The organism is Streptomyces sp. NPDC050534 (assembly GCF_044457745.1).
Lineage (GTDB): Bacteria > Actinomycetota > Actinomycetes > Streptomycetales > Streptomycetaceae > Streptomyces.
This window is the reverse complement of the sequence record NZ_JBITHF010000003.1, coordinates 169024-195580: the sequence shown is the minus strand read 5'-3', so window position 1 is coordinate 195580 and position 26557 is coordinate 169024. Positions and strand designations below refer to the sequence as shown.

The 26557-nt window shown below is 72.3% G+C and carries 21 protein-coding genes; 15 read left to right on the top strand and 6 right to left on the bottom strand.

The window, feature by feature from the left end; translation table 11 throughout:
* Positions 1 to 161 precede the first annotated feature (161 nt).
* Positions 162 to 848: a vancomycin high temperature exclusion protein gene (locus tag ACIBN2_RS11870; RefSeq protein WP_399134165.1), complete on the top strand. Its 687-nt coding sequence runs from the start codon at positions 162 to 164 to the stop codon at positions 846 to 848.
* Between the two features lie 114 nt (positions 849 to 962).
* A complete protein-coding gene (locus ACIBN2_RS11865; protein ID WP_399134164.1) occupies positions 963 to 3065 on the top strand; it encodes a molybdopterin oxidoreductase family protein in 2103 nt (700 codons plus the stop codon).
* Between the two features lie 3 nt (positions 3066 to 3068).
* On the opposite strand, the gene ACIBN2_RS11860 is transcribed toward ACIBN2_RS11865, so the two are convergent.
* The gene (locus ACIBN2_RS11860) at positions 3069 to 3479 is read right to left on the bottom strand and encodes a gamma-glutamylcyclotransferase family protein (RefSeq protein WP_399134163.1); all 411 of its coding nucleotides are present in this window, start codon (positions 3477 to 3479) and stop codon (positions 3069 to 3071) included.
* Positions 3480 to 3612: 133 nt separating this feature from the next.
* Between ACIBN2_RS11860 and ACIBN2_RS11855 the strand changes: the two genes are divergently transcribed.
* On the top strand, positions 3613 to 5265 hold the full coding sequence (locus ACIBN2_RS11855) for a M4 family metallopeptidase (protein ID WP_399134162.1): 1653 nt from the start codon (positions 3613 to 3615) through the stop codon (positions 5263 to 5265).
* 94 nt (positions 5266 to 5359) lie between these two features.
* Positions 5360 to 6298: an aminoglycoside phosphotransferase family protein gene (locus ACIBN2_RS11850; RefSeq protein WP_399134161.1), complete on the top strand. Its 939-nt coding sequence runs from the start codon at positions 5360 to 5362 to the stop codon at positions 6296 to 6298.
* A gap of 10 nt (positions 6299 to 6308) precedes the next feature.
* On the opposite strand, the gene ACIBN2_RS11845 is transcribed toward ACIBN2_RS11850, so the two are convergent.
* Positions 6309 to 6899 (bottom strand): NADPH-dependent FMN reductase, encoded by a 591-nt coding sequence (locus ACIBN2_RS11845; RefSeq protein ID WP_399134160.1) that lies wholly within the window; start codon positions 6897 to 6899, stop codon positions 6309 to 6311.
* Between the two features lie 289 nt (positions 6900 to 7188).
* On the opposite strand from ACIBN2_RS11845, the gene ACIBN2_RS11840 reads away from it, so the two are divergent.
* Positions 7189 to 7704, top strand: a complete 516-nt coding sequence (locus tag ACIBN2_RS11840; RefSeq protein ID WP_399134159.1) for a hypothetical protein — start codon at positions 7189 to 7191, stop codon at positions 7702 to 7704.
* 130 nt (positions 7705 to 7834) lie between these two features.
* On the top strand, positions 7835 to 8455 hold the full coding sequence (locus tag ACIBN2_RS11835) for a class F sortase (RefSeq protein ID WP_399134158.1): 621 nt from the start codon (positions 7835 to 7837) through the stop codon (positions 8453 to 8455).
* On the opposite strand, the gene cpt is transcribed toward ACIBN2_RS11835, so the two are convergent.
* Positions 8439 to 8984, bottom strand: coding sequence for a chloramphenicol phosphotransferase CPT (cpt, locus tag ACIBN2_RS11830; RefSeq protein WP_399134157.1), 546 nt, complete (start codon positions 8982 to 8984; stop codon positions 8439 to 8441). The genes ACIBN2_RS11835 and cpt overlap by 17 nt on opposite strands.
* A gap of 145 nt (positions 8985 to 9129) precedes the next feature.
* On the opposite strand from cpt, the gene ACIBN2_RS11825 reads away from it, so the two are divergent.
* The 5 genes from ACIBN2_RS11825 to ACIBN2_RS11805 all read left to right on the top strand — a co-directional run bounded on the left by ACIBN2_RS11825 (position 9130) and on the right by ACIBN2_RS11805 (position 14897).
* A complete protein-coding gene (locus tag ACIBN2_RS11825) occupies positions 9130 to 10434 on the top strand; it encodes an NAD(P)/FAD-dependent oxidoreductase (RefSeq protein ID WP_399134156.1) in 1305 nt (434 codons plus the stop codon).
* On the top strand, positions 10435 to 13053 hold the full coding sequence (gene nirB / locus ACIBN2_RS11820; protein ID WP_399134155.1) for a nitrite reductase large subunit NirB: 2619 nt from the start codon (positions 10435 to 10437) through the stop codon (positions 13051 to 13053).
* Positions 13050 to 13421: a nitrite reductase small subunit NirD gene (gene nirD, locus ACIBN2_RS11815; protein WP_399134154.1), complete on the top strand. Its 372-nt coding sequence runs from the start codon at positions 13050 to 13052 to the stop codon at positions 13419 to 13421. Before nirB ends, nirD begins: the two co-directional genes overlap by 4 nt.
* A gap of 54 nt (positions 13422 to 13475) precedes the next feature.
* Positions 13476 to 14060, top strand: coding sequence for a TetR/AcrR family transcriptional regulator (locus ACIBN2_RS11810; RefSeq protein ID WP_399134153.1), 585 nt, complete (start codon positions 13476 to 13478; stop codon positions 14058 to 14060).
* A 72-nt stretch (positions 14061 to 14132) separates the two neighbouring features.
* On the top strand, positions 14133 to 14897 hold the full coding sequence (locus ACIBN2_RS11805; protein WP_399134152.1) for an SDR family NAD(P)-dependent oxidoreductase: 765 nt from the start codon (positions 14133 to 14135) through the stop codon (positions 14895 to 14897).
* A gap of 25 nt (positions 14898 to 14922) precedes the next feature.
* Here the strand turns inward: ACIBN2_RS11805 and ACIBN2_RS11800 are convergent, their stop codons facing one another.
* Positions 14923 to 15849: an oxidoreductase gene (locus tag ACIBN2_RS11800; RefSeq protein ID WP_399134151.1), complete on the bottom strand. Its 927-nt coding sequence runs from the start codon at positions 15847 to 15849 to the stop codon at positions 14923 to 14925.
* Between the two features lie 157 nt (positions 15850 to 16006).
* Here ACIBN2_RS11800 and ACIBN2_RS11795 point away from each other — a divergent pair, with 157 nt between their 5' ends.
* Positions 16007 to 16546 (top strand): DUF4232 domain-containing protein, encoded by a 540-nt coding sequence (locus ACIBN2_RS11795; protein WP_399134150.1) that lies wholly within the window; start codon positions 16007 to 16009, stop codon positions 16544 to 16546.
* Between the two features lie 132 nt (positions 16547 to 16678).
* On the opposite strand, the gene ppdK is transcribed toward ACIBN2_RS11795, so the two are convergent.
* On the bottom strand, positions 16679 to 19399 hold the full coding sequence (gene ppdK, locus ACIBN2_RS11790; RefSeq protein WP_399134149.1) for a pyruvate, phosphate dikinase: 2721 nt from the start codon (positions 19397 to 19399) through the stop codon (positions 16679 to 16681).
* A 416-nt stretch (positions 19400 to 19815) separates the two neighbouring features.
* A complete protein-coding gene (locus ACIBN2_RS11785) occupies positions 19816 to 21012 on the bottom strand; it encodes an ROK family protein (protein ID WP_399134148.1) in 1197 nt (398 codons plus the stop codon).
* Between the two features lie 121 nt (positions 21013 to 21133).
* Here ACIBN2_RS11785 and ACIBN2_RS11780 point away from each other — a divergent pair, with 121 nt between their 5' ends.
* The 3 genes from ACIBN2_RS11780 to ACIBN2_RS11770 all read left to right on the top strand — a co-directional run bounded on the left by ACIBN2_RS11780 (position 21134) and on the right by ACIBN2_RS11770 (position 26553).
* A complete protein-coding gene (locus tag ACIBN2_RS11780; RefSeq protein WP_399134147.1) occupies positions 21134 to 22588 on the top strand; it encodes an MGH1-like glycoside hydrolase domain-containing protein in 1455 nt (484 codons plus the stop codon).
* Entirely contained in the window at positions 22585 to 24522 is a 1938-nt protein-coding gene (locus ACIBN2_RS11775; protein WP_399134146.1) for a glycogen debranching N-terminal domain-containing protein, read from the top strand. The genes ACIBN2_RS11780 and ACIBN2_RS11775 overlap by 4 nt, the downstream gene beginning before the upstream one ends.
* Before the next feature lie 222 nt (positions 24523 to 24744).
* On the top strand, positions 24745 to 26553 hold the full coding sequence (locus ACIBN2_RS11770; protein WP_399134145.1) for a CDP-alcohol phosphatidyltransferase: 1809 nt from the start codon (positions 24745 to 24747) through the stop codon (positions 26551 to 26553).
* The last annotated feature ends 4 nt before the right edge of the window (positions 26554 to 26557 follow it).

The following is a 26557-nucleotide window of genomic DNA, read 5'->3' as shown; positions in this document are numbered from 1 at the left end:
TTCACCGTGCGGCCTGTGGGGTTTGTGAGCCGGCGCGACCTGGACTTTCACTCTCCGAGTGAGACTGATCACCCACCGTGCGCGCGAACCGCGCGGCCTGACAGGACGTCTCTGACTGTCGACACACCGGCTTCGCAGGCCACACGGGAGGGGACCGTCCGATGCGCCGACCCACGTTGCGCACACCACGTCTGCCACGCACGCGTACCGGCCGCCGGCGGCTGGTGCAGGCCGTGATGGCCGGGTGCGTGCTGGCGCTGCTGCCGGCGACCTGGATGTACACGGTCACCGCCGAACGGCTGCGGACCACCGCGGACGTGCCCCGCACCGAGGTCGCCGTCGTCTTCGGCGCGGGCCTGTGGGACGGCGAGCCCTCCCCCTACCTCGCCCACCGCCTGGACGCGGCCGCGCGGCTGTACCGCGAGAACCGCGTCCAGGTCGTCCTGGTCACCGGCGACAACAGCCGCAAGGACTACGACGAGCCCGACGCCATGCGCGTCTACCTGACCCGGCACGGCGTCCCCGACGGGCGGATCGTCAGCGACTACGCCGGCTTCGACACCTGGGACTCCTGCGTCCGCGCGAAGAAGATCTTCGGCGTCGACCGGGCCGTGCTGATCAGCCAGGGCTTCCACATCCGGCGGGCGGTCGCACTGTGCCAGGCGGCGGGCGTGCGGTCGTACGGCATCGGGGTCCAGGACAAGCACGACGTGACCTGGTACTACGGCGGCACGCGCGAGATCTTCGCGGCGGGCAAGGCGGCGCTGGACGCGGTGTTCCAGCCGGACCCGCGCTTCCTCGGACCGAAGGAGGCGGGCGTGCCTGCGGCGCTGGCGAGCGCCCGGTGACGGGGCGGGCGCGGCGCCCCTCACGCCTGGCGGGCGCCGGGCGGGAGGTCGCCGTCCCGCCGGCGTAACAGGGGGCCGTCCCGCACGTAACACGGCCGACGCACGCTGGGTGGCATGCAGATCACCGCGACGCCCACGCACTGCCCGTACTGCGCCCTGCAGTGCGGGATGAACCTGACGCCCGCCCCGGACGGGACGGTCGAGGTGAGCGAGCGCGCGGACTTCCCGGTGAACCGGGGCGCGCTGTGCGGCAAGGGCCGTACCGCGCCGGCCGTGCTCTCGTCCCGGGTGCGCCTGACCTCCCCGCTGGTGCGCTCCGGGGGCACGCTCGTGCCCGCCACCTGGGACGAGGCACTGGACCGGATCGCCGAGGAGCTGCGCCGAACGCGTACGGAACATGGCCCGGACGCGGTCGGCGTCTTCGGCGGGGGCGGTCTGACCAACGAGAAGGCGTACACCCTGGGCAAGTTCGCCCGGGTGGTGCTCGGCACCTCGCAGATCGACTACAACGGCCGTTTCTGCATGTCGTCGGCGGCGGCCGCCGGCACGCGGGCCTTCGGGCTGGACCGCGGGCTGCCCTTCCCGCTGGAGGACATACCGCGGACCGGCTGCGTGATCCTCGTCGGGTCGAACCTCGCCGAGACCATGCCGCCGGCGCTGCGGTTCTTCAGCGAACTCAGGGAGAACGGCGGCACTTTGATCGTCGTCGACCCGCGCCGCACGAAGACCGCCGAACAGGCGGACCTGCACCTCGCGCCCCGCCCCGGCACGGACCTCGCCCTCGCGCTCGGCCTGCTGCACCTGATCGTGGCCGAGGGGCGGGTCGACGAGGCGTACGTCCAGGACCGTACGGCCGGCTGGGAGGAGGCGCGGGCCGCGGCGATGGCGCACTGGCCCGAGTACGTGGAACGGATCACGGGGGTGTCCGTTCCCGAACTGCGCGAGGTGGTACGGATGTTCTGCGAGCCCGAGGCCGCGATGGTGCTGACCGCGCGCGGGCCCGAGCAGCAGGCCAAGGGCACCGACACGGTGGGCGCGTGGATCAACCTGTGCCTGGCCACCGGCCGGGCGGGCCGCCCACTGTCCGGGTACGGCTGCCTGACCGGGCAGGGCAACGGACAGGGCGGACGCGAACACGGCCAGAAGGCCGACCAGTTGCCCGGCTACCGCAAGCTGGACGATCCGGCGGCGCGGCGCCATGTGGCCGAGGTGTGGGGCGTGGACCCCGACAGCCTGCCCGGACCGGGCCGCAGCGCCTACGAGTTGCTGGACGCCCTGGGCACGGACATCAGGTCCCTGCTGCTGATGGGGTCGAACCCGGTGGTGTCGGCGCCGCGGGCCGCGCATGTCGAGGAACGCGTCAAGTCGCTCGACTTCCTTGCCGTGTGCGACGTCGTGCTGTCCGAGACGGCGGCCCTCGCGGACGTCGTGCTGCCCGTGACCCAGTGGGCGGAGGAGACCGGCACGACCACCAGTCTCGAAGGGCGTGTCCTGCTGCGGCGGCAGGCGATCACCGCCCCCGACGGCATCCGCAGCGACCTGGAGGTCATGCACGAACTGGCCGGCCGGCTCGGTGTGGAGAAGGGTTTCCCGACCGACGCCGAGGAGGTCTTCGAGGAGCTGCGCCGGGCCAGCGCGGGCGGGCCGGCCGACTACTCCGGCATCACCTACCGCAGGCTGGTGGAGGAGAACGGGGTGTTCTGGCCGTGCCCCCAGGACGAGTCCGCGGACGAGGGGGCCGCGGGCGCCACCCACCCCGGCACCCCCCGCCTCTTCCTCGACCGGTTCGCCACCCCGGACGGCCGGGCCCGGTTCGTCCCCGTCTCGCACCGCGCCTCCGCCGAGGAGCCGGACGAGGAGTACCCGGTGCTGCTGACCACCGGCCGGGTCGTCGCCCAGTACCAGTCCGGCGCCCAGACCCGCCGCGTGGCGGAGCTGAACGCCGCCGCGCCGGGCCCGTTCGTGGAGCTGCACCCTCGGCTTGCGGCGCGGCTCGGGGCGGCCGAGGGCGACCCGGTCGCGGTGGTCTCCCGGCGGGGCCGCGCGGTGGCGCCGGCCCGCATCACCACCTCGATCCGCCCGGACACCGTCTTCATGCCGTTCCACTGGCCCGGTGAGGGCCGCGCCAACACCCTGACCAACCCGGCGCTCGACCCGGTCTCGCGGATGCCGGAGTTCAAGTCGTGCGCGGTGCGGCTGGAGGCCGTGCGGACGTGACGCTCACCTGAGCCGCCAGTCACCGCTCTCGATCGGCTTCCCGCGGGTGCGCAGGCGTGCGGCGACGGCGGGGGCGGCCACGTAGACCCAGGCGCGTACGGGCGGGCCGGCACCGTCGCGGAGCACCTCGCGCTCGACGCGCTCGTAGAGGCTGCGCGGGTCACCGGGCGCGTACTCCTCCAGGCGGTCGAGGTCGGCCAGCAACTCCTCGTAGCTGCCGGGCAGTGCGGTCACCAGCTCGCCGTGCACGACACCGCCGCGTTCCTCGACGGCGTACGGATAGCCCGGTCCGTCGTAGAGCACCGCGCCGTTCAGCCGTCCCGGCTCCTCGGCCGCGGTGCGGCCGCGCAGGAACGGGCCGTGGTTGACCTCGCCGGGGAGCAGGGTGCCGTAGACGAAGAAACGGAGGCTCACAAAAACGATTCTCTCTCCTCACATACCTCCTCGGTCGCGCTATGGACCTTGATCTGTCATGGCCCCTTAAATCTGAGTCAACAAGCGCCTTGCCTCCCCCCACGCGCCCGTTGGCGCCTTTTCGAGGAGATCCATGAGTCGGATACGTATCGACGTCCGGGGCTCCCGTCGCCTCGCCGCTCTCGGCGTGGCCGCGACCACCGCCACTCTGCTGGCCGCGGCGCTCTCCCCGGCCGCCGTCGCGGACGACCGGCCCACCAGGGCGGGCGCGATCGAGAACGCGGCGTCGGCGCTGCTGAAGCACGCCACGAGCCTCGGGCTCACCTCCGACGAGGGCACGAAGGTGCGGGACGTGATCGTCGACAGCGACGGCACGCAGCATGTGCGCTACGAACGGACGTACCGTCAGCTCCCCGTACTGGGCGGCGACTTCGTGGTCCACATGGCGCCCGACGGGGCCTACCGCAGCGCCGACCGCGCGACGCGGGGCAGGATATCCCTCGCCTCCACGGACCCCTCCATATCGGCGCCGAGGGCCGCCGACCTCGCGGCGAACGCGCTGCGCGCGGTCAACCTCGGCGAGACGCTGAAGAAACTGACGGCCAAGCCCCAACTGATCGTCGACGCCCTGCACGGAGCGCCGAAGCTGGCGTGGCGGACGAACGTCGCGGCGCAGGACTCGATGGGCAACCCGGTCTCCCGCACCGTCCTCACCGACGCGCGCACCGGCTCGCAGATCGACGCCTGGGACGACATCGAGACGGCGACGGGCGACGGCAAGTCGCTGTACAGCGGCACGGTTCCGCTGGAGACGACCCAGTCGGGATCGACGTACCAGCTCAAGGACCCCACGCGCGGGGGCACCTACACGGGCGACGCGGCGAACCAGTCGGATCTGTGCTTCCTGACCAGCATCTGCATCAGCCGCGCCCCGTCGACGGTGTTCACCGACGCGGACGACCACTGGGGCGACGGCACGAACTCCGACCGCGCCTCGGCGGCCGTGGACGCGCAGTACGGCACCGACATGACCTGGGACTTCTACAAGAACGTCTTCGGCCGCAACGGCATCGGGAACGACGGCAAGGGCTCGTACAACCGCGTCCACTACGGCGACAAGTACAACAACGCCTTCTGGGACGACAGTTGCTTCTGCATGACGTACGGCGACGGTGACGGTACGACGCTCGGGCCGCTGGTCGGGCTGGACGTGGCCGGCCACGAGATGACGCACGGCGTCACCTCCAAGACGGCGGGGCTGACGTACTCGGGCGAGTCCGGCGGCCTCAACGAGGCGACGTCCGACATCCTCGGCACGCTGGTGGAGTGGTACGCGAACAACTCCTCCGACCCCGGCGACTACCTGATCGGCGAGAAGATCGTCCGCTCCGGCTTCGGCCGCGACGCCCTGCGCTACATGGACAAGCCGTCCCGGGACGGCCAGTCCGCGGACTACTGGAGCAGCTCGGTCGGCAACCTCGACGTCCACTACTCCTCCGGTGTCGCGAACCACTTCGCGTACCTGCTGGCCGAGGGCAGCGGCGCGAAGACCATCAACGGCGTCAGCTACAACTCCCCCACGTACAACGGCAAGTCGGTGACCGGCATCGGCCGCGACAAGCTGGGCCGGATCTGGTACCGCGCGCTGACGGTCTACATGACGTCGTCGACGAACTACGCGGGCGCGCGCACCGCGACGCTGAGCGCGGCGAAGGATCTGTACGGTGCGGCAAGCGCGGAGTACGCCGCGGTGGGCGCGGCGTGGAGCGCGGTCAACGTGAACTGACCGGCCGGCGGCGGAAATCCGGTGGCAGCGTTGACCCGGGCCTCACTAGGCTCCGCTGCCGCCCGCCCGTCCTTTCCGCACACCGTGGAGCCGCATGCCGTCCACCGCGAAGATGCACGCCGACGAGCTCGACATCGACGCGGCGCTGGTCTCCCGGCTGATCGCGGAACAGCTTCCGCGGTGGGCGGGGCTGCCGGTGCGCCCGGTCGCCTCGGCCGGGACCGACAACGCCATGTACCGCCTGGGCGACGACATGGCCGTACGGCTGCCGCGGCTGCCCGGCGGGGCGCGGCAGATCGACACGGAGCACCGCTGGGTGCCGCGCCTGGCCCCGCACCTCCCGCTCGCCGTCCCCGCGCCGCTCGCCAAGGGCGGGCCGGGTGGCGGGTACGGGCTGTCGTGGGGGGTGTACCGCTGGCTGGACGGTGCGGACGCGTACGCCGCCCCGCCCACCGAACCGTCGGATGCCGCACGTGAGTTGGGCGGCTTCGTGGCCGCGCTGCGCCGGGCGGACGCCGCGGGCGGGCCGCCGTCCTTCCGGGGCGGCCCCGTCGCCCGCAACGACGGGCACGTCCGCACCGCCATCCGTGACCTGGGCGCGGACGGCATCCTGGACCCGGCCCTCGCCACGGCGGCCTGGGAGGAGGCCGTCCGCCTGCCCCGGTGGGACGGCGCCCCGGTCTGGCTGCACGGCGACCTCCTGCCCGGCAACCTCCTCACCACGAACGGCCGCCTCACCGCCGTCATCGACTTCGGCGGTCTCGGCGTGGGCGACCCCGCCTGCGACACGATGCCGGCCTGGACGGTCTTCGGCACCGGGACCCGCGCCCTGTTCCGCGCCGCGGTGGACGTCGACGACGCGACGTGGGCCCGGGGCCGCGGCTGGGCCCTGTGTTTCGGCCTCACGGCGTACCACTACTACCGCGGCGGCAGGAACCCGGCGTTGGCGGCGGTGGCGCTGCGCACGGTCGCCGAGGTGCTGGCGGAGTTCACGGCCGCCGAGGTGCTGGCGGAGTTCACGGCCGGGGACTGAACCACCACCCCTAGCGCCCGTACGGCCGCTTCTCCCGCGCCTCCCTCAACCCTCGCCCCCACCACACCAGTTGGTCCAGCATCACCTTCGCCGCCGCGTCGGCCGCCGTCGGGTCCTTGAGGCGTCCCCCGTCGAAGGACGACCCGGCGTTGTGGAAGGACACCGTGTCGCGCAGGGACACCGCGTGGAGCTCGGCGAACACATGGCGGAGGTGTTCCACCGCGCGCAGGCCGCCCGAGACGCCGCCGTAGGAGACGAGGGCGACGGGCTTGGCGCGCCATTCGGTGTAGTGCCAGTCGATGAGGTTCTTGAGGCCGGCCGGGTAGGAGTGGTTGTACTCGGGCGTGAGGACCACGAAGGCGTCCGCGGCGGCGAGTTTGGGGGTGACGGCGGACAGGGCGGTGGTCGCCTCGGGGGTCGGGGCGAGGGTCGTGGGCAGGTGGGCGTCGGCCACGTCGACCACCTCGACGGCCAGGTCGTCGCGGTCGCGCATGCGGTCGAGGAGCCAGTCGGCGACGACCGGTCCGAACCGGCCGTGCCGGTTGCTGCCGACGACGAGGGTGACGGCCAGGGGGGCCTCTGCGGCTTCTGTGATCTCCATGCACCACACCCTCCAACCTCAAGCTTCCTTGAGGTCAAGCCCGTGCGGTGTGCGCCGGGTCACCCGTTCACACGCGCGCCCTGCGCCCAACGGGTGCTCTTCAGGAACGGGCCCGAAGCACGCCGGTGACCTGCGGGAAGTCCGCCCACGCGCCCCTCAGGCGGGCTCACCTGACACCCATTCACCACATTTCCGACCCGCCCTCGGGAAGCGGTCCCGGCCCGCTGCCACTTACCTCGGAAGGACAGAGGACACCGAAGTACACCGAACACAGCTCGAAGGAGCACCGATGCGACGTACCGCCCGGCTGCTGACCGGTACCGCGCTCGCCGTCGCCGCCGCGGGCTTCGTGGCCGCGCCCGCGCACGCGAGCGGCACCGGCAGCCTGGACGTGTTCCCGTACTCGGCCGTTCCCGGCGGCGAGGTCACGGTCAACACCGCCGACTGCGCGGCCGGTACGGCGGCGGGCGACGCGGGCGCGGTGGGCGCGGGCCCCTTCACGCTGGCCCCGAGCGCGCACGAGGGCCAGGCGATCGGCCAGTTCCGGGTGCCGTCGAGCGCGCAGCCCGGGACCTACGAGATCGTCGCCAAGTGCGCCGAGGGCGACCGGCAGGTCAAGGGCGACCTGGTGGTGACCCTGGCCGAGGCGCACGGGCAGGCGCCCCACGGAAGTGTGAAGACGGGGGTCGGCGGCGCTCTGGGCCCCGATCCCGTGCAGACCGCGGCCGGTGTGGCGGCTCTCGCCGTCGCCGCCGCGGGCGGTACCTGGCTCCTGCATCGCCGGGCGAGAGGCGACGGGATCTGACGGACACCCTCCGCTGTCCGTCCGCCGGTACCGCTTGTCCCTCCCCCTCCGGGCCCGACGCCCCTCGCGGCCCGGAGGGGGAACGGGTCCACCGAACGGGTCCGCCCGTCCCGTCCTCCTGGAGGCACGCGTGCGCCGCATCACCAACGCCGCGATAGGTGCCGTCACCGTGACCGCCCTGTGCGCGGGCGCGTGGCTGCTCACCACGGACACCCGCACGCACACCCCGCCGCAGCCCTCCGCCGCGCAGGCCCGCACCGGCCACGGCGGCGAACCGCCCGCCGCGCGTGCGCTGCCGCCCTCGCCGCCGAACCGCATCCGCATCCCGTCGATCCACGTGAACGCCCCGCTCATGGGCCTCGCGCTCACCCGCGCCGGCAGCCTCGACGTGCCGCCTGCAGCGAAGCCGGACCTCGCCGGCTGGTACGAGGCCGGCACCACCCCCGGCGAACGCGGCACCGCCGTCGTCGCCGGCCATGTCGACAACGCCGACGGCCCCGCCGTCTTCTACGACCTCGGCGCCGTGCGGAAGGGCAGCCGCATCGAGGTGGACCGGCGCGACGGCGGCACGGCCCTGTTCTCCGTCGACGCGGTCGAGGTCTACGACGCCCGCCACTTCCCCGACCGGAAGGTCTACGGCCCCGCGAGCCGCCCCGAGCTCCGCGTGATCACCTGCGGCGGCGGCTACTCGCGCACGACCGGCTACCAGGGAAACGTCGTCGTCTTCGCCCACCTCACCGGCAGCCGCTGACGACCGCCGCCGCGATCGTGCGCGCGCACTCCAGCGCCTCGGTGTGCGTCGTGTCCACCTCGATGTCGTAGGTCACACCCTTGTGGACCAGGTCCGCCTGCTTCCCGGCCATGCCGGGTGGGCGGTCGCCCCGGGCGAGCTCGCGCCCCGCGGCGGTCCCGGGGGCGCAGTGGACGCCGACCCACAGGACGTTCAGGCCGTCCAGGGCCGTGCGCCACCCGTCCTGGGAGCGGGCGCCGCCGAGGAAGACGTCGTCGACGAGGACGCGGGCGCCCGCGCGGGCCGTCGCCGCGACGCCCTGGCGCCAGGCCGCCTCCAGCGTGCGGAACTCCGCTCCGACGCTCACCTCTCCGTCCGGTCCGAAGTCGATCCCGGCGAGCGAGTCCCGCAGGGACGCGGGCAGCTGGCCGACGAAGGTGTCGATCGCGAAGGCCGGCCACGGTTCGGGCAGGACCGCCTGAAGGCACCGCACGATCCCGGACTTGCCGGAGCTCGAGCCGCCGTTGAGCACGATCACCTGAACAGTCATCGGGTCACCGTAGCGGCCTCACACCGCCCTCCCGGAGCCTGCCCGGAACCCTCACAGCCACCCCCCGCACCCGAAGAGGGCAGCGTTCCCCGCGGGAAACAGAGGTGATGCTGCCGGGTAACACCGGCATCGCACGCTCCTAGGCATGACCTCGAATACGCGTGTGGTGGTGATCGGCGCCGGCCTCGCGGGCGTCCGGCTCGCCCGGCGGCTCGGTGAGCTCGGCACGCCCGTGACGCTGATCGGCGAGGAGGAGCACCGCCCGTACAACCGGGTGCTCCTCGCCGAGGTGCTGGCCGGGCGCTACAGCCCGGACGTCATCGCGCTGCCCGCGCCCGCGGACCTCGTCCGCGGCCGGGTCACGGGCATCGACCGCGAGGTGCGAGCCGTACACCTCGCGGACGGCTCGAAGATCGCATACGGAACGCTGGTCCTGGCGACCGGCTCGAACCCCGTGCTCCCGCCCCTGCGCGGCCTGTTCAGGGACGCCTACCTCGCCTCCGTCCGCCGGGGCGAGCAGCCGACCGGCTCTTCCGGCCGGGGGTCCGGGGGTTGTCCCCCGGAAAGGCACAGCACCCCTGATCACGTGCTGCCCGAAGGCGTGCACGCGTTCCGCACGATGGACGACTGCCTGGGCCTGTCCAAGGCGGTCCGGCCCGGCGTGCGCGCGGTCGTCATCGGCGGCGGGCTCCTCGGGGTGTCCGCCGCCCGCGCGCTCGCCCGGCGCGGCGCCCAGGTCGTCCTCGCCCAGCAGGGCGAGCGGCTCATGGAACGCCAGCTCGACCCCGACGCGTCCAAGCTGGTCGCGCGGCACATGGGCGACCTCGGCGTGGAGGTCCACACCGAGTGCCGGGTGCGCGACGTGCGCTGTGTGGGCGGCGCGGTCCGCTCGGTCGAGATGCACGACGGGTACGCCCTCGACGCCGACCTGGTGGTCCTGGCCTGCGGCGTCCACCCGCGGATCGGCCTCGCGCAGATCGCGGGACTGGAGGTGCGCAAGGGAGTCGTCGTCGACGACGAACTCCGCACCTCGGACCCGCACATCCGGGCCGTCGGCGACTGCGCCCAGCACGACGGCACCGTGTACGGGCTCGCCACCCCGGCGCTCGAACAGGCCGAGATCCTCGCCGAGTTGCTCTCCGGCCAGACCAACGCCCGCTACACCGGCACCCGTTCGCTAACCCGGCTGACGCTGGCCGGAGAGGGATTCTTCGACCTCGCCGCGTTCGGCGAGACGGAGCCGCGTCCCGGGGACGACGTCGTCCGGCTCACGGACGCCACCCGCGGCACCTACCGCAAGGTCGTCGTCCGCGACGACCGCCTGGTCGGCGGGGTCCTCGTCGGCGAACTCGGCACCGTCGGCGCGCTCGCCCGCGCCTGGGAGGGAGCAGAGCCGCTCCCCGACGGCGGCCCGCTGCTCCACCTGCTCACCAACGATGGAGGCTCCTGAATGACCGCCGCCCTGGGGGCCACCCCCACGATCGTCCTCGTCGGCCACGGCATGGTCGGCCAGCGCTTCCTCGAAGCGCTCGCCGAGCGCGGCCTGACCGCCACGCACCGGGTGGTCGTGCTCTGCGAGGAGCCGCGTCCGGCCTACGACCGCGTCGCCCTCACCTCGTACTTCTCGGGCCGGAGCCCCGAGGAACTCTCCATGACCGACATGGAGTTCATCAACGACCACGGCATCGAGCTGTACGTCGGCGACCCGGCCGAGACGGTCGACCGCGAGGCGAAGACGGTGACGGCCAGGTCCGGCAATGTCTTCGCCTACGACACCCTCGTGCTGGCCACCGGCTCCTACCCGTTCGTGCCGCCGGTGCCGAACAAGGACGCCGAGGGCTGCTTCGTCTACCGCACGATCGAGGACCTGCTCGCGATCGAGGAGTACGCGCGGAGCGGGGCGACGGTCGGCGCGGTGGTCGGGGGCGGACTGCTGGGCCTGGAGGCGGCCGGCGCGCTGAAGGGGCTCGGACTCACCTCCCACATCGTGGAGTTCGCGCCGCGCCTGATGCCGGTGCAGGTGGACGACGGCGGCGGCGCGGCCCTGCTGCGCACCATCGAGGAGATGGGCCTGAGCGTCCACACGGGCGTGGGCACGCAGGAGGTCGTCGTCGACGCCTCCGGTGCCGTCACCGGCATGAAGCTCTCCGACGGCTCCGAACTCGCCACGGACATGGTGGTGTTCAGCGCCGGCGTGCGGCCGAGGGACCAGCTCGCCCGTGCCTGCGGCCTCACCGTCGGCGAGCGCGGCGGCATCACGGTCGACGAGCAGTGCCGTACGGTCTCCGACCCGGACGTCTTCGCGATCGGCGAGTGCGCGCTGGCCTCCGACGGCCGGGTCTACGGCCTGGTGGCCCCGGGCTACGAGCAGGCCGAGACGGCCGCCGCCACGATCGCCGCGGACGAGACGGAACAGCGGACCTTCACCGGCGCCGACCTCTCCACCAAGCTCAAGCTCCTCGGCGTGGACGTCGCGTCCTTCGGCGACGCGCACGGCGCCACCGAGGACTGCCTGGACGTCGTCTACTCCGACTCCCGCGCGGGCCTGTACAAGAAGCTCGTCATCGGCCGGGACGGCACGCTGCTCGGCGGCATCCTGGTCGGCGACGCGGACGCGTACGGCACCCTGCGGGCCCTGACCGGTTCGGTCCCGCCCATCTCCCCCGAGTCGCTCGTCCTGCCCGCCGGAGCGGACTCGGGGGCCCAGCTCGGCCCGTCGGCGCTGCCCGACGAGGCGGTCATCTGCTCCTGCCACAACGTCTCCAAGGGCGCGATCCGCGGCGCGGTGACGGAGCACTCCTGCACCACCGTGCCCGAGGTGAAGAAGTGCACCAAGGCCGGTACGGGCTGCGGCAGTTGCGTCAAGGTGCTCGGCCAGCTGGTCACCGCCGAGCTGGAGGCGAGCGGCGTCGAGGTCGACAAGGGCCTGTGCGGCTGCTTCTCGCAGACTCGCGAGGAGCTCTACGAGATCGTCCTCGCGCTGCGCCTCAACACCTACCAGGACCTGCTCGACCGCTACGGCCGTGACGGCGCCCGGGGCGGTGACGGCTGCGAGACCTGCAAGCCGGCGATCGGCTCGATCATCGCCTCCCTCGCCCCCACGATCGGCGCGAGCGGCTACGTCCTGGAGGGCGAGCAGGCGGCGCTGCAGGACAGCAACGACCACTTCCTGGCCAACCTGCAGAAGAACGGCTCGTACTCGGTCGTCCCGCGCATCCCCGGCGGTGAGATCACTCCCGAGGGCCTGATCACGATCGGTGAGATCGCCCGCGACTTCGGCCTCTACACGAAGATCACCGGCGGTCAGCGGATCGACATGTTCGGCGCCCGGGTCGAGCAACTCCCGCTGATCTGGATGCGGTTGGTGGACGCCGGCTTCGAGTCGGGCCACGCGTACGGCAAGGCGCTGCGCACGGTGAAGTCCTGCGTGGGCCAGACCTGGTGCCGCTACGGCGTCCAGGACTCCGTCCGCATGGCGATCGACCTGGAGCTGCGCTACCGGGGGCTGAGGTCCCCGCACAAGCTCAAGTCCGCGGTCTCCGGCTGCGCCCGCGAGTGCGCAGAGGCCCAGTCGAAGGACTTCGGAGTCATCGCCACCTCCAACGGCTGGAACCTCTACGTCGGCGGCAACGGCGGCGCGACCCCGCGCCACGCGGACCTCCTGGCCCAGGACCTGACCGACGCCGAACTGGTGCGCCTGATCGACCGGTTCCTGATGTTCTACATCCGCACCGCCGACCGCCTGGAGCGCACCTCGACCTGGCTGGAGCGCATCCCCGGCGGCCTGGACCACGTACGGGACGTGGTGGTGGAGGACTCCCTCGGGATCTGCGAGGAGCTGGAGTCCCTGATGGCGGACCACGTGGCGAACTACGCCGACGAGTGGGCGACCACCATCAACAACCCCGACAAGCTCGCCCGGTTCGTGTCCTTCGTGAACGCGCCCGACGCCCCCGACCCGGTCGTCGGCTTCGTCCCCGAACGCGACCAGATCAAGCCCGACCTGCCGCTGCTGTCCATCGGCATGCGCCCCGCCGACAGCCTCCTGGAAGGAAGCGCCCAGCGATGACCCTGGCACCCGAGACGACCGACGTGAAGATCGAACTCCAGCTGGAGGACGGCTGGCTGGCGGTCTGCGACCTCACCCGGCTGGTCCCCGGCCGGGGGGTGGCCGCCCTGCTGCCCGACGGCCGCCAGGCCGCCCTGTTCCGTGACCGCGACGGCAACCTGTACGCGATCGACAACCGTGACCCCTTCGGCGGCGCCGCGGTCCTCTCCCGCGGCCTGACCGGCTCCCACCAGGGCCGCCCGTACGTCGCCTCACCCCTGCTCAAGCAGCGCTTCGACCTGCTGTCGGGGCAGTGCCTGGACGACGAGTCGGTGCGGGTGGCGACGTACGAGGTGCGGGCGGCGGCGTACGGGGCGCGGGCGGCATAGCCCCTCCCCAGCTTTTCTTGACCGATCGTTCTGGTCAGATCTAGGCTTCGGAACGTGGCCAGGACCAAGGAGTTCGATCCGGACGCCGCGCTGCAGGCAGCCCTGGAGCTGTTCTGGCAGCGCGGCTACGAGGCGACGTCGATGTCCGACCTGGTGGAGCACCTCGGCATCGGGCGCGCCAGCATCTACGCGACCTTCGGCAACAAGCACGAGCTGTACCTGAAGGCGCTGGACCGCTACGACCGGGCAGGGCTCCCGCCGATCGTGCGGGAGCTGTCCCGGCCGGGACCCGCACTGCCCGGCGTACGGTCCGTCGTACGGCGTTACGCGGCCGAGGCGGCCGACGCCCAACTGCGCCTGAACGGATGCCTGGTGACCAACACGGCCGGCGAACTGGCCCCGCACGACCCGGCGGCGGCCCGGCGGGTGGAGCGCAACTGGGACCAGCTCGAGGCCGTGCTGCATTCGGCCCTGGTCCGCGCGCAGGCCCAGGGCGAGCTGCCGGCCGGCCGCGATCCGCTCACCCTCGCCCGCATGCTGCTGGTGCTGCTCCAGGGGCTGCGCGTCGTCGGCAAGGCGTCCGCGGACCCGGCCCGGGTGCGGGACGCGGCGGAGCAGGCGCTGACGCTGCTCGACTGAGACGCCCCTCTCGTGGAGGGGCGCTTTTTCCGCCCTCATACTGAACCGATCGGTCAAGAACAAGGGGAGATCATGACCAGCCGTTTCACCGACAGGACCGCTCTCGTCACCGGCGCGGGCTCCGGGATCGGGCGGGCGATCGCGCTCGCGCTCGCCGCGGAGGGGGCGCGGGTCGTCGCGGCCGGACGGCGCGCTGAGCCGCTCGACGAGACGGTCCGGCTGATCGAGGACCAGGGCGGCAAGGCGCTCGCGGTGACCGCCGACGTCACACGCCCCGAGGACGCGGAGACCCTGGTGCGGGCCGCCGTCGACACCTTCGGCTCGCTCGACGTGGCGGTCAACAACGCGGGCGTCTTCCGCGGCGGTGTCCCACTGGCGGACCTCTCGGAGGCCGACTGGCACACCCAGCTCGACACCAACGTCACCGGCGTCTTCCTGGCCCTCCGGGCGGAGATCCGCCGGATGCGCACCCAGCCGTCGGGCGGCGCGATCGTCAACGTCGCGTCCACCTTCGGCGCGCACACGCGCCTGCCCGGAGCCGCCGCCTACGCCGCCTCCAAGGCCGCCGTCTCCGCCCTTACCCGGGGCGCCGCCCTCGACCACATCCGCGAGGGCGTACGCATCAACGCGGTCAGCCCCGGCGCCGTCGAGACGCCCATGTCCCTGCGCCCGGGCGAGACGGAGGCCGACCGCGAGGAGCGCGCACGGGCCACCCTGCCCCTCGGCCGCGTCTCGTCCACCGGCGAGATCGCCGCCGCCGTCCTCTACCTGGCCTCGGACGACGCCTCCTCGGTGGTCGGCACGGACCTGGTGGTGGACAGCGGGGCCACGGCCTGACGAGGCACCGCCCGGACCGGCCGGCTCACGCCTTCAGCTGGTCGTACGTCACTTTGGTCAGCCGCTCGGATGCGACCCAAAGACGCTCCCCCATCGCGTCGTTGAGCGTCCAGGGCGCCCGCCACGACGGGGCGGGCGCCCCGCGCCACATCAGGAACGAGGGCCCCGTGAAGGAGTCGGGCCGCACCCCTGGCGCCGTGGCGGCGTGCAGGGCGGGCAGCGCGCCGGCCTCCGCCGACTGGGCGAAGACGCGGTTGCCGATCTCCATCATCTGGCCGACCAGCCTGCGCCCCTCCATCCGGGGCGCGGTGCCCTGGAGGTTGGTGGCCGCGTAGCCGGGGTGGGCCGCGGCGGCCACCACGTCCGCGCCGTGTGCCGCCAGCCGGCGCGCGAACTCGTGCGTGAAGAGCAGGTTGGCGGACTTCGAGCGGCCGTAGGCGATCCAACGCCGGTAGCGGCGCTCGCTGTTGAGGTCGTCCAGGTCGATGTTGGCCAGCGCGTGCACCTCGCTGGAGACGGTCACGACCCGGGCGCCGGGCGTCGCCAGCAGCAGCGGCAGCAGCCGTCCGGTGAGCGCGAAGTGCCCGAGGTGGTTGACCCCGAGCTGCGTCTCGAACCCGTCGGCGGTCGTCCCGTACGGCAGCGCCATCACCCCGGCGTTGTTGACCAGCACATCGAGCCGGTCGTAGGGGAAGCGCTCCGCGAACTCCCGTACGGAGCCGAGGTCGCCGAGGTCCAGCCGCCCGAACTCGATGTCCGCGCCCGGCACTTCACCGACGAGCGCATCGCCCGCCGCGTTTCCGCGCACCTCGCTCCGGCACGCGAGCACCACCCGCGCCCCTTTGCGGGCGAGCTCCCGGGCGGTGACGTACCCGAGTCCGCTGTTCGCCCCCGTGACGACGGCGACGCGGCCGCTCTGGTCGGGGATGTCTTCGGTGGTCCAGCCGGGCATGGCCTGACTCCCTTCGGAGTGCACTTACGGTGCCTTCCTGTGTCCTCTGTCCCAGCGCACGAGTGCCGTCCGCCGTGACCCACAACTTTTTCCGCCGCGGGCGCATCCAACCTGATGACCACCATCCACCCATTCGCCCGATGGAGGCGGAAGCGCCATGTTTCTGCACTCACGACACTTCTCCCGGCGCGGCACGGCCGTCTCCCTGACCGCCGCCCTCGCCGCACTCACCACCGCCGGCCTCACCTGGAACGCGTCGGCGACGACCTCGACCGCGCCGACCGCGAGCAGCGTGCACACCTGCACCGTCGGCGACCTGCGTCTCTCGCTCGGCCGCGAGGAGGGCGCGGCGGGCTCGCTGTACCAGCCGATCAGGTTCACCAACACCGGCCGCGGCAGCTGTGCCCTGCGCGGATACCCGGGCGTCAGCGTGCTGGACTCCCGGCACCGGCAGATCGGCCCGGCGGCCACGCACAGCGGCCGTTCCTACGCCACCGTCGTGCTCGCCCCCGGCCACTCCGCCTCCGCGGTCATCCGCACCACGAACGGCCCCGTCGGCGGCCCGTGCGCACGCACCGGCAGCTATCTGCGGGTCTATCCGCCGGCCTCGTACAAGCCGGTTCTGATACCGGCGCACTGGAAGGTCTGCTCGCACATCTTCCAGGTCGGCCCGGTCAACACCCAGGGCGCCTTCTGAGCGGCCCGGGGTGAACAGCACGAAGGGGCGGCACCCCGCACAAGGTGCCGCCCCTCCTTTTCGTGATCCGGAGCCGCCGCCCATCGGTGTTGAGGGTCGGGGACAGGCGGCGGCTCCGGGGTCCGGGGAGGATCAGCGGTGGTCGCTGCCCTCCGACTGCGTGGCCGCGCGCCCGGCCTCGAGGCGCGCCACCGGGATCCGGAACGGCGAGCAGGAGACGTAGTCCAGGCCGACCTCGTGGAAGAAGTGGACCGACTCCGGGTCGCCGCCGTGCTCGCCGCAGACGCCGAGCTTCAGGTCGGGGCGGGTCTCCCGGCCGGCCTTGGCCGCCAGCTCGACCAGCGAGCCGACGCCGTCCTTGTCGATCGTCTCGAACGGGCTGACGCCGAAGATGCCCTTCTCCAGGTACGCGGTGAAGAAGCTCGCCTCCACGTCGTCCCGGCTGAAGCCCCACACGGTCTGGGTGAGGTCGTTGGTGCCGAAGGAGAAGAACTCGGCGGCCTCCGCGATCTGGCCGGCCGTGAGGGCGGCGCGGGGCAGCTCGATCATCGTTCCGATGGAGAGCTTGAGCTGCGTGCCGGTCGCGGCCTCGACCTCGGCGATGACCTGGTCGGCCTCCTCGCGGACGATCTCCAGCTCCTGAACGGTGCCCACGAGCGGGATCATGATCTCGGCGCGCGGGTCGCCCTTGGCGGCCTTGCGCTCGGCGGCCGCCTCCGCGATGGCGCGGACCTGCATGGTGAACAGGCCGGGGATGACCAGGCCGAGGCGGACGCCGCGCAGGCCCAGCATCGGGTTCTGCTCGTGCAGCCGGTGCACGGCCTGGAGCAGGCGCAGGTCGTTCTCGTGGGACTCCTGGCGGGACTCCGCGAGGGCCACGCGCACCGACAGCTCGGTGATGTCCGGCAGGAACTCGTGCAGCGGCGGGTCGAGCAGGCGGACGGTGACGGGCAGGCCGTCCATCGCCGAGAACAGCTCGACGAAGTCCTTCTTCTGGAGCGGCAGCAGGGCCTTGAGGCTCTCCTCCCGCACCTCCTCCGTGTCGGCCAGGATCAGGCGCTCGACGAGCTCACGCCGGTCGCCGAGGAACATGTGCTCGGTGCGGCACAGGCCGATGCCCTGCGCGCCGAAGCGGCGGGCGCGCAGCGCGTCCTCGGCGTTGTCCGCGTTGGCCCGCACCCGCAGCCGGCGCTTGCGGTCGGCGAACGCCATGATCCGGTGCACGGCCTCGACCAGCTCGCCGGCGTCCTGGGCGCCGGCGTGCATCCGGCCCTCGAAGTACTCGACGACCGGGGACGGGACGACCGGGACCTCGCCCAGGTAGACCTTGCCGCTGGAGCCGTCGATGGAGATGAGGTCGCCCTCCTCCACCACGCGCCCGCCGGGCACCGTCATCCGCCGGCGCTTGGTGTCGACCTCGAGCTCCTCGGCACCGCAGACACAGGTCTTGCCCATGCCGCGCGCGACGACGGCCGCGTGGGAGGTCTTGCCGCCGCGGCTGGTGAGGATGCCCTCGGCCGCGATCATGCCGTCGAGGTCGTCGGGGTTGGTCTCCCGGCGGACCAGGATGACCTTCTCGCCGGAGCGGGACCACTTGACGGCGGTGTAGGAGTCGAAGACCGCCTTGCCGACCGCCGCGCCGGGCGAGGCGGCGATGCCCCGGCCGACCTGCTCGGTCTTCGCCTCGTCGTCGAAGCGCGGGAACATCAGCTGGGCGAGCTGGGCGCCGGAGACGCGCTGGAGCGCCTCGGTCTCGTCGATCAGGCCCTGGTCCACCAGCTGCGTCGCGATACGGAAGGCGGCGCCCGCCGTGCGCTTGCCGACGCGGGTCTGCAGCATCCACAGCTGCCCGCGCTCGATGGTGAACTCGATGTCGCAGAGATCCTTGTAGTGGTTCTCCAGGGTCTCCATGATCTGCATCAGCTGGTCGTACGACTTCTTGTCGATCTGCTCCAGCTCCGCGAGCGGGACCGTGTTGCGGATGCCCGCGACCACGTCCTCGCCCTGCGCGTTCTGCAGGTAGTCGCCGTAGACGCCCTGGTGGCCGGAGGCGGGGTCGCGGGTGAAGGCGACGCCGGTGCCGGAGTCCGGGCCGAGGTTGCCGAAGACCATGGAGCAGACGTTGACGGCCGTGCCGAGGTCGCCGGGGATGCGCTCCTGGCGGCGGTAGAGCTTGGCGCGGTCGGTGTTCCAGGAGTCGAAGACCGCGTGGATGGCGAGGTCCATCTGCTCACGCGGGTCCTGCGGGAAGTCCCGGCCGGCCTCCTTCTTGACGATCTTCTTGAAGGTGGTGACCAGCTTCTTGAGGTCGGCGGCCTCCAGCTCGGTGTCGACCGAGACCTTCTTGGCCTCCTTGGCCTTGTCGAGGGCCTCCTCGAAGAGTTCGCCGTCGACGCCGAGGACCGTCTTGCCGAACATCTGGATGAGGCGGCGGTAGGAGTCCCAGGCGAAGCGGTCGTCGCCGGCCTGCTTGGCCAGGCCCTGCACGGACTTGTCGGAGAGCCCGATGTTCAGGACGGTGTCCATCATGCCCGGCATGGAGAACTTGGCGCCGGAGCGGACGGAGACCAGCAGCGGGTTGTCGGCCTGGCCGAGCTTCTTGCCCATGCGGGCTTCGAGGGCGTCGAGGTGTGCACTCACCTCGTCACGCAGTGCCGCAGGCTCCTCGCCGCTGTCGAGGTAGACCTTGCAGGCTTCCGTCGTGATCGTGAAGCCGGGGGGAACGGGGAGTCCCAGGTTGGTCATCTCGGCGAGGTTCGCGCCCTTGCCACCCAGGAGGTCCTTGAGGTCCTTGTTTCCCTCGGTGAAGTCGTAGACGAACTTCGCTACGTGGGGTTCTTTGTTTTCCGACACGGTCTCGACTCCCTCGAGGAGCGGTGGCTGCCCTGACGGCGAGGAACATACCCAGATCGAAGGCGTCTGGGTATGTCTACTCACGCGTCATGCGCCCGTAACCACTCGTCCGCCAGCGGATCGAAAGTCAAAGCTTGGCAAGCGAAGAAGCGCCGATGTTTTCACTTCTTGAACACACTGGCACCCACAGGCGCACTTTTCCGCTCATCCGAGCGAGCCTGAGCCCGTCTGAGTTCGATCGATGAACGATCAAGGTGTGGCACCGAGTGCCACACCTTCGCGAAGTGCAGTCGCTCAAGATCCGCTCATCTGAGCGCCACCCTTATCAAGGGTGGCAAGAATCACGCTCCCACAGGCGTCCGGATTCCACCATCCGGACGACCGCCGAGACGGAGAACGGGACGGAAACACGGACGTCACACGCCCATCGCCCGCAGTCGCTCCTCCGCCCGTTCCGGGGCATACAGGTACTCCACGACCAGCGCACCCGCTCCCACCAGCCCCGCCCGCTCCCCCAGCTTCGAGGTGACCACGTCCAGGTGGGCCGTGGAGCGGGCCAGCGCCCGCCGGTACAGCAACTCCCGCACGCCGGTGAGGAAGGGGGTTCCGGCCAAATCTCCCGCGATCATCAGCACCCCGGGGTTCAGCAGCGTGACGACGGTCGCCAGGACGTCCCCGACCTGCCGCCCGGCCTCCCGCGCCAGCCCGACCGCCTCGGGATGCCCGGCCGCCAGCAGATCCCGTACGTCCGCGCCGGAGGCCGCGGGCACCCCGGCGTCCCGCAGCCGCCGCGCGACGGCGCCACCGCTCGCGACGGCGGCCAGGCAGCCGTGGGAACCGCACCGGCACAGCGCCTCGGTGCCCACCCGGATGTGCCCGATGTCCCCGGCGCCGCCGTCGATGCCCCGGTAGATCGACCCGCCGACCACGACCCCGGCGCCGATGCCGGTCGACACCTTGACCAGCACGAACGCCGAGCAGTCGGGGTGTCCGGTGCGCTGCTCCCCGTACGCCATGAGGTTCGCGTCGTTGTCCACCAGCACCGGCACCGGCCCGGCGCCCGTGTGCTCGCCGAAGGAGGCGGCCAGCCGGGCTCTGATGTCGTAGCCGTCCCAGCCGGGCATGATCGGCGGCTGCACGACCCGGCCGGTCTCGCTGTCGACGGGTCCGGGCACCGCGAGCCCGATCCCGCAGACGGCCTGGGCCCGCTGCCCGGCCTTCACCAGCAACTCCGCGAACCAGTGGCCGAGTTCGCCGAGCACGGCCTCGGGACCGTCCTCGATCACGAGCGTCCCCGAGTGCTCGGCGAGGATCTCGCCGCCCAGGGAGAGGACGGCCGCGCGGGCGTGCCGGGTGTCGAGGTCGGCGGCGAGGACGACGGCGTGCTCGTCGTCGAACTCCAGCGTGATGGAGGGGCGGCCGCCGAGGGGCGAGTCGACCGGGCCGCCGGCACCCTCGCGCAGCCAGCCGGCCCGGAAGAGGCGGTCGAGGCGCTGGCCGACGGTGGCCCGGGACAGTCCGGTGGCCTGCTGGAGCGCTCCGCGCGTGGTCGCGCGTCCGCTTCGTACCAGTTCGAGCAGATCGCCCGCGCGAGCCTGACCACGTCCCGTCATGAGCACCCCCTTGTGCTTTCCAAGCGTGCATTACATAGTGAGTTTTGCGTGTTAAATAGACGTAACTCTACGGTGGCCGCGACCGGACCGGTCGGCCGGACGTCTTTCGGGGGAGCCCCGCGTGGATCGCACTGCCCAACTCACCGGCCGCACCGCGACACCTTCCATTGCATACGATCCACCGTCGCTGCCGGGCTCCCTCCACGACCTCCACGACCGGGCCGTGCGCGTCCTGGACGGCAACTGGACGGGGACGTCCACCGTCCCCTCGCGCAGCCTGTATCCGCACCAGTGGTCCTGGGACTCCGCGTTCATCGCGATCGGCCTGCGCCACGTGTCGCCGTTACGGGCGCAGACCGAGCTGGAGACGCTGCTGGGCGCCCAGTGGGAGGACGGGCGCGTCCCGCACATCGTCTTCAACCCCTCCGTCCCGCTCGACGCGTACTTCCCGAGCCCCGACTTCTGGCGCTCCTCGACCGCGGGGCGGACTGCGGGCGCCCCGCGCACCGTACAGACCTCCGGCATCGTGCAGCCACCGGTGCACGCGCTGGCGGCCTGGCTGGTGCATCGCGCCGACCCGGGGCTGTCCCGTGCGCGCGGCTTCCTGGCCCGGGTGTATCCGCGGCTCGCCGCCTGGCACCGCTATCTGCTGCACCGGCGCGACCTCGGCGGCGGCGGGCTCGCCTCGGTCGTGCACCCCTGGGAGCAGGGCATGGACAACAGCCCTTGCTGGGACGCCCCGTTGAGCCGCGTCACGCCCGCCCCGGCCCGCTCCTTCCGCCGCGCCGACCTCGACCACGGGGCCGCCGAGGACCGGCCCACGGATCTGGACTACGGGCGGTACGTACGGCTGGCGGCGGACTACCGGGACCGCGAATACACGGAAGAGGGCGGGGAGTTCGCGGTGGAGGATCCCTCCTTCAACGCCCTGCTCGTCGCGTCCGAGCACGCGCTCGCGGAGATCGCCCGGGAGCTGGGCGCCACGACGACAGCACGGCACGCGCGCGCGGAACGGCTGACGGCGGCGCTGGTGGAGCGGCTGTGGGACCCGGCGAGCGGGATGTTCCTGTGCCGGGACCTGCGCTCCCCCGCCGGCACCCTGATCCCCGAGCGCGGCGTCTCCGGCCTCGTACCGCTGCTGCTGCCCGGTCTGCCGCGGGACGTCGTGGCGGCGCTGCTGCGCACCCTGAGCGGCCCGCACTTCGGGGTCGGCGGCAGTACCCGGCTCGTGCCCAGCCACGACCTGCTCGGCGAGTCTTTCGACCGGCACCGCTACTGGCGCGGGCCCGCCTGGTTCAACACGAGCTGGCTGGTGGAGCGCGGGCTGCGCACGCACGGCGAGCGGGCGCGGGCCGACGCGCTGCGGCAGGCCGTCCTGGACCTCGCCGGCAGCTCCGGGTTCGCGGAGTACGTGGACCCGTACACCGGCGAGGCATGCGGCGCGAGCGGGTTCGGCTGGACCGCCGCGCTCGCGCTGGATCTGCTCCACGAGCGCCCCGGGCACGGCGTGTCCCCCGCGGGCGCCGGCACGTTCGACAGAAGTGACAGGGCAGTCACGGGAGGGGACCGGGGATGACGGACCGACAGCATCTGCTCGTGCACGGCGCCACGTTCGCGGCCGTCGGCGACGGCGGCGACATCAGCGGGGTGCGGGGATCGGGCTCGCCCGACGGGCTGTTCGTACGCGACGCCCGGCATCTGAGCCGCTGGCAACTGACGGTCGACGGCGCGGTGCCCCAGACGCTCATGCCGGTCGCCGACGGGGACACGACGCGCTGCGTGCTCGTGCCGCGCGGCGGCCGCCAGGAGCCGCCCGCGTACACGATCTTCCGTGAACAGGCCCTCGGCGACGGCGCGTTCGTGGAGTCCCTGCGGGTGACCAGCAACCGCCCGGTGCCGACGACGGTCCGCCTCGCGGTCACCGCCGACGCCGACTTCACCGACCAGTTCGAGCTGCGCTCCGACCACCGCACCTACGCCAAGACCGGCGCCGTCCGCTCCCGCCAGGTCCTCGACGACGGCGTGGAGTTCGGCTACCGGCGCGGCGAGTGGCACTCCCGTACGACGGTGACGGCCGAGCCCGTGCCGGACGGCGTCGAGGAGACCGGCACCGGCGCCCGCCGCCTCGTGTGGACCCTGGAACTGGAGCCGCACGGCACGACGGAGCTCGTGCTGCGGGTCGCGGCCCGCCCGCACGGGGCGACGAGCGAGCCGCGGGTACCGGCGTCCCCGAGCGCCGCCACCAGCGAACTCCTCGCCCTGGAGGGCGAGTTCGTGGAGGGCGTGTCCTTCCCGACCGGCTGGCCCGAACTGGCGGCGGCCTGCGCCCGGGGGCTCGCCGACCTCGCCTCCCTCCAGGTCAGCGCGACCGGCCCGGACGGCGAGGAGCTGCGGGTGCCGGCGGCGGGCGCGCCCTGGTTCCTGACCCTGCTGGGCCGCGACGCGCTGCTCACCTCGCTCTTCGCCCTCCCCTACCGCCCGCAGCTGGCCGCCGCCACGCTCCCCGCCCTCGCCGCCGCCCAGGCCACCGAGACCGGCGCGGACTCGGTGTCCCAGCCCGGCAAGATCGTGCACGAGGTGCGCTACGGCGAGCTGGCGCACTTCGGGCAGGTGCCGTACGGGCGTTACTACGGCTCCGTGGACGCGACACCGCTGTTCCTCGTCCTGCTGGGCGCGTACGTCGAGCAGAGCGGGGACGCGGCGCTCGCCCGCCGGCTGGAGACCCACGCCCGCGCGGCCGTCGGCTGGATGCTGGACCACGGCGGGCTGACCTCGCGCGGCTACCTGGTCTACCGCGCCGACCAGGGCGGCCTCGCCAACCAGAACTGGAAGGACTCCCCCGGCGCGATCTGCTCCGCCGACGGGACCCGGCCGAGCGGGGCGGTGATGGCGGCCGCGGCACAGGGGTACGCCTACGACGCGCTGCGCCGGACGGCGTGGCTCGCGCGCACGGTGTGGCAGGACGAGACGTACGCGGCGCTGCTGGAGCAGGCCGCCGGCGATCTGCGCGACCGGTTCCAGCGGGACTTCTGGATGCCGGACCGCTCGTTCTTCGCGCTGGCCCTCGACGGCGACGGCCACCAGGTCGACGCGCTGGCCTCCGACGCCGGCCATCTGCTGTGGTCGGGCCTGCTGGACAAGGAGTACGGCGAGGCCGTCGGGCGGCGGCTGCTGGAGCCGGACTTCTTCTCCGGCTGGGGCGTGCGGACGCTGGCCGCGGGGCAGGCGGCGTACCACCCGCTGTCGTACCACCGGGGTTCGGTGTGGCCGCACGACAACGCGCTGATCACGCTGGGGCTCGCCCGCTACGGGCTGCACGACGAGGCGCGTTCGGTGGCGCATGCGCTGGTGGACGCGGCGACGGCGGCGGGGCATCGGCTGCCGGAGGTTCTCGCGGGGTACGGGCGGGACACGCATGCGGAGCCGGTGCCGTATCCGCACGCGTGTGTGCGGGAGTCCCGTTCCGCGGCGGCTCCCTTGGCGCTGCTCACTGCCGTGGGGGGCGCCTGAAGGGTCGGGCGTTCAGGTTGGGTGGCGGCTGCGGGTTCGTCGTGGCTGGTCGCGCAGTTCCCCGCGCCCCTGAAGGCCCCTGCACCTGCCGTTTGCCGGGTGTTTGCCGTTCGGGGCTGAACGTGGGCGCGAGGGTGGCCGTACGGACTGGTGGCGGGTCCCAGCCTCCCCAGCGTGGCCCGCCATCCCTCATCACGGGCCTCGCACGGAAGGACCTCCGGGTTGTCTCAGGACACGAGCACGCGCCAGCCGAACGATGCGGCAGAGGCACCCGAACCGACGGAACCGGCGAAGCCCGAGGAGAAGCCGAGCCCCCTCGCCCGCCTCCGCGCCGTTCCCCGCCCCCACCCCCGAAGGGCCTGGCGGCGCTGGAAGGCCGCACACCCCAAGCCGGCGCAGATCATCGGGATCGGAGTGACGGCGCTCGCGCTCGTGCTCGTCGTCGCGGCGCTCGTGATGCCGAACCGGTGGGAGACCTTCCGTACGGCCGAGTTCGTCCGGCTGCCGGTGGAGGCGCTGCTCGGGGCGGCCGTGCTGACCGCCCTGCCGCGCAGGCCGCGGCTGATCGTGGGCGTGCTGTTCGGGCTGACGCTCGGCGTGCTGACCGTCCTGAACCTGCTGGACATCGGCTTCTACCAGTACCTCGGCCGCGGCTTCAACATCATCCTGGACTGGCCGCTGCTGACCGACGCGCAGTCGTACCTGGGCGACACGCTCGGCAAGGGGACGGCCCAGCTGGCGGCGATCGGGGTCGTCCTGCTCGTCGTGCTCATCCTCGCGGTGATGGTGCTCGCGGCGGTCCGGGTCGGCAATCTGGTGGGCCGCAACCCCGGCCACTCCACCCGCGCCCTGCTCGTGCTGAGCGCGTTCTGGATGGTCTGCGCGAGCCTGAACCTGCAGAACGCCGGCGTGCCGCTGTCGGCCGAGCACACCGTCGCGATGCTCAAGTACCGGGCGGAGCGCGTCCGGGACGCGATCCGGGACGAGGCCGCGTTCGGCAAGACCGCGCGGGCGGACACCTTCGGCAACACGCCCCCCGGCCAGCTGGTGCCGGATCTGCGCGGCAAGGACATGGTCTTCACGTTCATCGAGAGCTACGGCCGCAGCGCGATCGAGGACCCGGTCGAGGCGCCCGGCGTCGACGCCACGCTCGACGCGCGCACCAAGGCGCTCGCCAAGGCGGGCTTCCACGCCAAGAGCGGCTGGCTGACGTCGGCGACGTACGGGGGCAGCAGCTGGCTCGGCCACTCCACGACCATGTCGGGCCTGTGGATCAACAACCAGAACCGCTACCGGACCGTCACCGCGGGCAACGGCGAGCACCTCACGATCACCAAGGCGTTCCAGAAGACCGGTGCCTTCGACACGGTCGGCGTCATGCCGGGTGTGCAGAAGGGCTGGCCGGAGGCGACGTGGTACGGCCTCGACAAGGTCTACAACGCCTTCCAACTGGGCTACAAGGGACCGAAGTTCAGCTGGTCGACGATGCCCGACCAGTACGCCCTCGAACAGTTCCAGCAGCGGGTGCACAGCAAGAAGCCGACCGACGGCAAGTCGCGGATGTCGTTCCTCATCCTGACCTCCAGCCACCAGCCCTGGGCCCCGATCCCGAAGATGGTCCCGTGGGACCAACTGGGCAACGGCAAGGTGTTCGACGCCATCCACGACGCGGGCAAGAAGCCGGCCGACATCATCACCAGCTCGCCCAAGTCCCAGGCGCAGTACGGCAAGTCGGTCCAGTACTCGGTGACGGCCCTCACCGAGTGGCTGGAGCGCTACGGCAACGACAACACCGTCCTGGTCTTCCTCGGCGACCACCAGCCCATCGCCCGGGTCAGCGGCAACCACGCCAGCCGGGACGTCCCGATCTCCATCGTCGCCAAGGACCCCAAGGTCCTCGACAAGATCACCGACTGGGGCTGGACGGACGGCCTGCGCCCCGCCCACAACGCCCCGGTCTGGAAGATGAGCGCCTTCCGCGACAAGTTCCTGACGGCCTACGGCTCGACACCGCACCCGACGAAGGGCTGAGTCC

What these genes read in the sequence shown, in the direction of transcription:
- ACIBN2_RS11870 (WP_399134165.1), top strand. Translation starts at nt 162, where the DNA reads ATGCGCCGACCCACGTTGCGCACACCACGTCTGCCACGCACGCGTACC.
- ACIBN2_RS11865 (WP_399134164.1), top strand. Translation starts at nt 963, where the DNA reads ATGCAGATCACCGCGACGCCCACGCACTGCCCGTACTGCGCCCTGCAG.
- ACIBN2_RS11855 (WP_399134162.1), top strand. Translation starts at nt 3,613, where the DNA reads ATGAGTCGGATACGTATCGACGTCCGGGGCTCCCGTCGCCTCGCCGCT.
- ACIBN2_RS11850 (WP_399134161.1), top strand. Translation starts at nt 5,360, where the DNA reads ATGCCGTCCACCGCGAAGATGCACGCCGACGAGCTCGACATCGACGCG.
- ACIBN2_RS11845 (WP_399134160.1), bottom strand. Translation starts at nt 6,899, where the DNA reads ATGGAGATCACAGAAGCCGCAGAGGCCCCCCTGGCCGTCACCCTCGTC.
- ACIBN2_RS11840 (WP_399134159.1), top strand. Translation starts at nt 7,189, where the DNA reads ATGCGACGTACCGCCCGGCTGCTGACCGGTACCGCGCTCGCCGTCGCC.
- cpt (WP_399134157.1), bottom strand. Translation starts at nt 8,984, where the DNA reads ATGACTGTTCAGGTGATCGTGCTCAACGGCGGCTCGAGCTCCGGCAAG.
- ACIBN2_RS11825 (WP_399134156.1), top strand. Translation starts at nt 9,130, where the DNA reads ATGACCTCGAATACGCGTGTGGTGGTGATCGGCGCCGGCCTCGCGGGC.
- nirB (WP_399134155.1), top strand. Translation starts at nt 10,435, where the DNA reads ATGACCGCCGCCCTGGGGGCCACCCCCACGATCGTCCTCGTCGGCCAC.
- nirD (WP_399134154.1), top strand. Translation starts at nt 13,050, where the DNA reads ATGACCCTGGCACCCGAGACGACCGACGTGAAGATCGAACTCCAGCTG.
- ACIBN2_RS11805 (WP_399134152.1), top strand. Translation starts at nt 14,133, where the DNA reads ATGACCAGCCGTTTCACCGACAGGACCGCTCTCGTCACCGGCGCGGGC.
- ACIBN2_RS11800 (WP_399134151.1), bottom strand. Translation starts at nt 15,849, where the DNA reads ATGCCCGGCTGGACCACCGAAGACATCCCCGACCAGAGCGGCCGCGTC.
- ACIBN2_RS11795 (WP_399134150.1), top strand. Translation starts at nt 16,007, where the DNA reads ATGTTTCTGCACTCACGACACTTCTCCCGGCGCGGCACGGCCGTCTCC.
- ACIBN2_RS11785 (WP_399134148.1), bottom strand. Translation starts at nt 21,012, where the DNA reads ATGACGGGACGTGGTCAGGCTCGCGCGGGCGATCTGCTCGAACTGGTA.
- ACIBN2_RS11775 (WP_399134146.1), top strand. Translation starts at nt 22,585, where the DNA reads ATGACGGACCGACAGCATCTGCTCGTGCACGGCGCCACGTTCGCGGCC.